The organism is Paenibacillus caseinilyticus, from assembly GCF_027533645.1.
In the GTDB taxonomy this organism is placed as follows: domain Bacteria; phylum Bacillota; class Bacilli; order Paenibacillales; family NBRC-103111; genus Paenibacillus_G; species Paenibacillus_G caseinilyticus.
The window spans coordinates 1-3,292 of the sequence record NZ_JAQAGY010000032.1 but is presented as its reverse complement, the minus strand read 5'-3'; the positions used below and the strand labels follow the sequence as shown (position 1 = coordinate 3,292).

At 66.3% G+C, this 3,292-nt stretch carries 2 protein-coding genes; both read left to right on the top strand.

Going from position 1 to position 3,292, the window contains the following annotated elements; genetic code table 11:
* Positions 1–2,529: hypothetical protein (locus O9H32_RS29710; RefSeq protein WP_269869733.1), on the top strand; the 2,529-nt coding region annotated here is incomplete at its 5' end.
* A 2-nt stretch (positions 2,530–2,531) separates the two neighbouring features.
* Positions 2,532–3,137: a CvpA family protein gene (locus tag O9H32_RS29705; RefSeq protein WP_269869732.1), complete on the top strand. Its 606-nt coding sequence runs from the start codon at positions 2,532–2,534 to the stop codon at positions 3,135–3,137.
* The last annotated feature ends 155 nt before the right edge of the window (positions 3,138–3,292 follow it).

Below are 3,292 nucleotides of genomic sequence, written 5' to 3'. Positions count from 1 at the left end.
GAACTGCTCGAGGAACAGCGCGAGCTGGAGGCCTTGTGGCAGGAGCAGCACGATGCGCGGGAATCGGAGCTCCAGCGTGAGCTGGAAGCCGTGAGGCAGGCGGGACGCGAGCAGACAGAGGCATCGGAAGCGAAGCTGGCCGCCCGTGAAGCGGAGCTGCAGCAGGAGCTCGAAGCGCTGCGGCAGACCGCGCAGGAACAGACGCAAGCCGCCGAGGCTAGGCTGGCCGCCCGCGAAGCGGAACTGCTCGAGGAACAGCGCGAGCTCGAGGCGTTGTGGCAGGAGCAGCACGATGCGCGGGAATCGGAGCTTCAGCGTGAGCTGGAAGCCGTGAGGCAGGCGGGACGCGAGCAGGCAGAGGCATCGGAAGCGAAGCTGGCCGCCCGTGAAGCGGAGCTGCAGCAGGAGCTCGAAGCGCTGCGGCAGACTGCGCAGGAACAGACGCAAGCCGCCGAGGCTAGGCTGGTCACCCGCGAAGCGGAACTGCTCGAGGAACAGCGCGAGCTCGAGGCGCTGTGGCAGGAGCAGCACGATGCGCGGGAATCGGAGCTTCAGCGTGAGCTGGAAGCCGTGAGGCAGAAGGGACGCGAGCAGTCCGAGGCATCGGAAGCGAAGCTGGCCGCCCGCGAAGCGGAGCTGCAGCAGGAGCTCGAGGCGCTGCGGCAGACTGCGCAGGAACAGACGCAAGCCGCCGAGGCTAGGCTGGCCACCCGCGAAGCGGAACTGCTCGAGGAACAGCGCGAGCTCGAGGCGCTGTGGCAGGAGCAGCACGATGCGCGGGAATCGGAGCTTCAGCGTGAGCTGGAAGCCGTGAGGCAGGCGGGACGCGAGCAGGCAGAGGCATCGGAGGCCAAGCTGGCCGCCCGTGAAGCGGAGCTGCAGCAGGAGCTCGAGGCGCTGCGGCAGGTCTCGCAGGATCAGATGCAAGCCGCCGAGGCCAAGCTTGCTGCCCGCGAAGCGGAACTGCAGCAGGAGCTCGAGGCGCTGCGGCAGACTGCGCAGGAACAGACGCAAGCCGCCGAGGCCAAGCTTGCCGCCCGCGAAGCGGAGCTGATGGAGGAGCAGCGCGAGCTGGAGGCGCTGTGGCAGGAGCAGCTTGAGGAGACGCAGCAGGAGCTTGCCGACCGCGAGGCGGAGCTCGAACGGAAGCTTGGCGCGCTGGAGAGGGTACGGCAGGAACAGGCCGAGACTTTCACAGCGCGACTGGCCGACATGCAGCATCAGCTGGAGTCGCTGGAGCAGATCACCGGTAAGCAGGATGAGCACGTGGCGGCGAAGCTGGCCGAACGCGAAGCGGAGCTTCAGCGGGAGCATGCAGCCCTTGAGCAGCGCTGGCAGGAGCAGCTCGCGGCTGTACAGGCTCAGTTGTCGCAGCGGGAATCCGAGCAGCGGGGGCTGGAGGAACTTTGGCAGGAGCAGGCGGCGGAATCCGAGCGGCTCGCGGCCGAGCGGACAGCGGCGCTGCTCGAGCTGGAGGCGCAGCGCGAAGCGGAGTTGTCGGCCAGGGAAGCGCTCGAACTGCAACTGAGGCAGCAGGAAGAACGGAGCCGGCAGCTGGAGCAGGAGCTTGAGCGCCTTGGCGTCCGCCATCGTGAACAGGAAGAAGAACTCCTACTTCAGCAGGAGTTGTATCAGGAGCTGGAGGGAGAGCTTGCCGCCCAGCGCGAACGGCAGCAGGAAGCTCTGCGAAGCCAATCGGCTGAGCTCGAGGCCGAGCTGGAGCGCCGTGCGGAAGCGGAGCGGGTTGTTCAGGAACAGCTGGCAGCCAGGCAGCTGAGGGAAGCGGAGCTGCAACAGGAGCTTGAGGCCCGGGAGCAGCGCAGCCGGCAGCTCGAGGACCAGCTCGCTCAGCAGCAGGCTTACAATCTGCAGCTTCAAGAGGGCAGCGCCCAATGGCAGCGGCGCAGCGAAGCCCAAGCGGCACAGGCGGACGAGCTTCGCGGCAAGGTGCATGAGCAGCAGGAAGAAATCGAAGTCCAGCAGGAACTGTATGATGAGCTGCAGGAGCTGCATGACCGGCTGTCCGAACGGCTCACGGCCCAAGAAGCGGCGGCTCGTGCGGAGTCGGAAGCGCAAGCCGCACGCCAGGCGGGGCTGGAGAGGGAGCTCGAGGAGCTGCGGCAGGCCCGGGAGGCCTCCGAAGAGCTCGGCAGGGCGCTTCAGGAGCAGTGCGCCGCACTTGAGCTCCGGCAGGGAGGCATCCTGGAGGAACGGGGCCGGCTCGAGGAGCGGATCGGTGCCCAGGAAGCGCGTATTGCCGAGCTGGAAGCGCAGACGGCCGCATCGGACAAGCTCCGCGGAGAGCTGGCCGCCCAGCGCGAAGAGCTCGATCTGCAGGTGGAGCTCTATAACGAGCTGCAGGATCAGCTGAAGACGCAGGTGCAGCAGTTCCACTCGCTCCAGGCGGAGTACGAGATGCAGCAGGAGAAGGCGGAGCAGGTGTTCCATGAGCTGAAGCTGCTCAAGATCGAATACGAGAAGCTTCAGCTGGAGTATAACGAGTGGATTGAGCTCGTAGAGAAGGATTAGTGATGCCGGTGCCTTTAGCGCTGTGGAACGGCCTCGATTGGGCACTGCTGGTGATTGCGGCTGCCGGAGCGGCGCTTGGCTTCTCACGGGGCATCGTCGGGCAGCTCGTGTCCGTAACGGGGCTGGTTCTGGGCTGCTTGGCCGCCTTCCTATTCTACGACGAGACAGCCCCGTTCGTGCGCGGGGTGCTGGCTCTCGCCGGCGCGGAGGCCTGGCAGCCGTCCGGTTTGCTCGCACCCGGCAGCAGGCTGGAGACCTACGTCTGCAACGCGCTGGCATTCGGGCTGCTCCTCTTCGGAGTGAAGCTCGCCTGCAGCATAGCCGGCCGGATGCTGGGCTGGCTCGCGGCGGTGCCCGGCCTGAAGCAGCTCAACCAGCTGAGCGGGGCGCTCCTCGGGCTCGCCGAAGCGGCGCTGCTGCTCATCGTGGCCCTTCATGTGATGAGCGTTACGCCGGTCGACTCGGTGCAGCGGCTCGTGAAACAGTCGGTGGCTGCTCCCTACATTCTGGAACAGACGCCGGCGCTGACCAGCCGTCTGAGAGAGCTCTGGGAGCAGCGCCGCAAAGGAAATCAGCAGGCGGCCGCTCCGGCGCAGCATCGTTTATAGGAGAAGGATCTTCCGCTATCCCCGGAAGGTCCTTTTCGTGGTACGCCCAGCATGGGCGTCATCTCTAGGGTGAAAGTCCCGAACGGGGGCTGGCGAACGCCTACCGTTAGCCAAGAGCAAGGGTGTCCACCGTGAGGTGGAATCTGAAGGAAGCT

Excerpts from the sequence above, each read along its gene's own strand:
- O9H32_RS29705 (WP_269869732.1), top strand. The coding sequence starts at position 2,532 with ATGCCGGTGCCTTTAGCGCTGTGGAACGGCCTCGATTGGGCACTGCTG.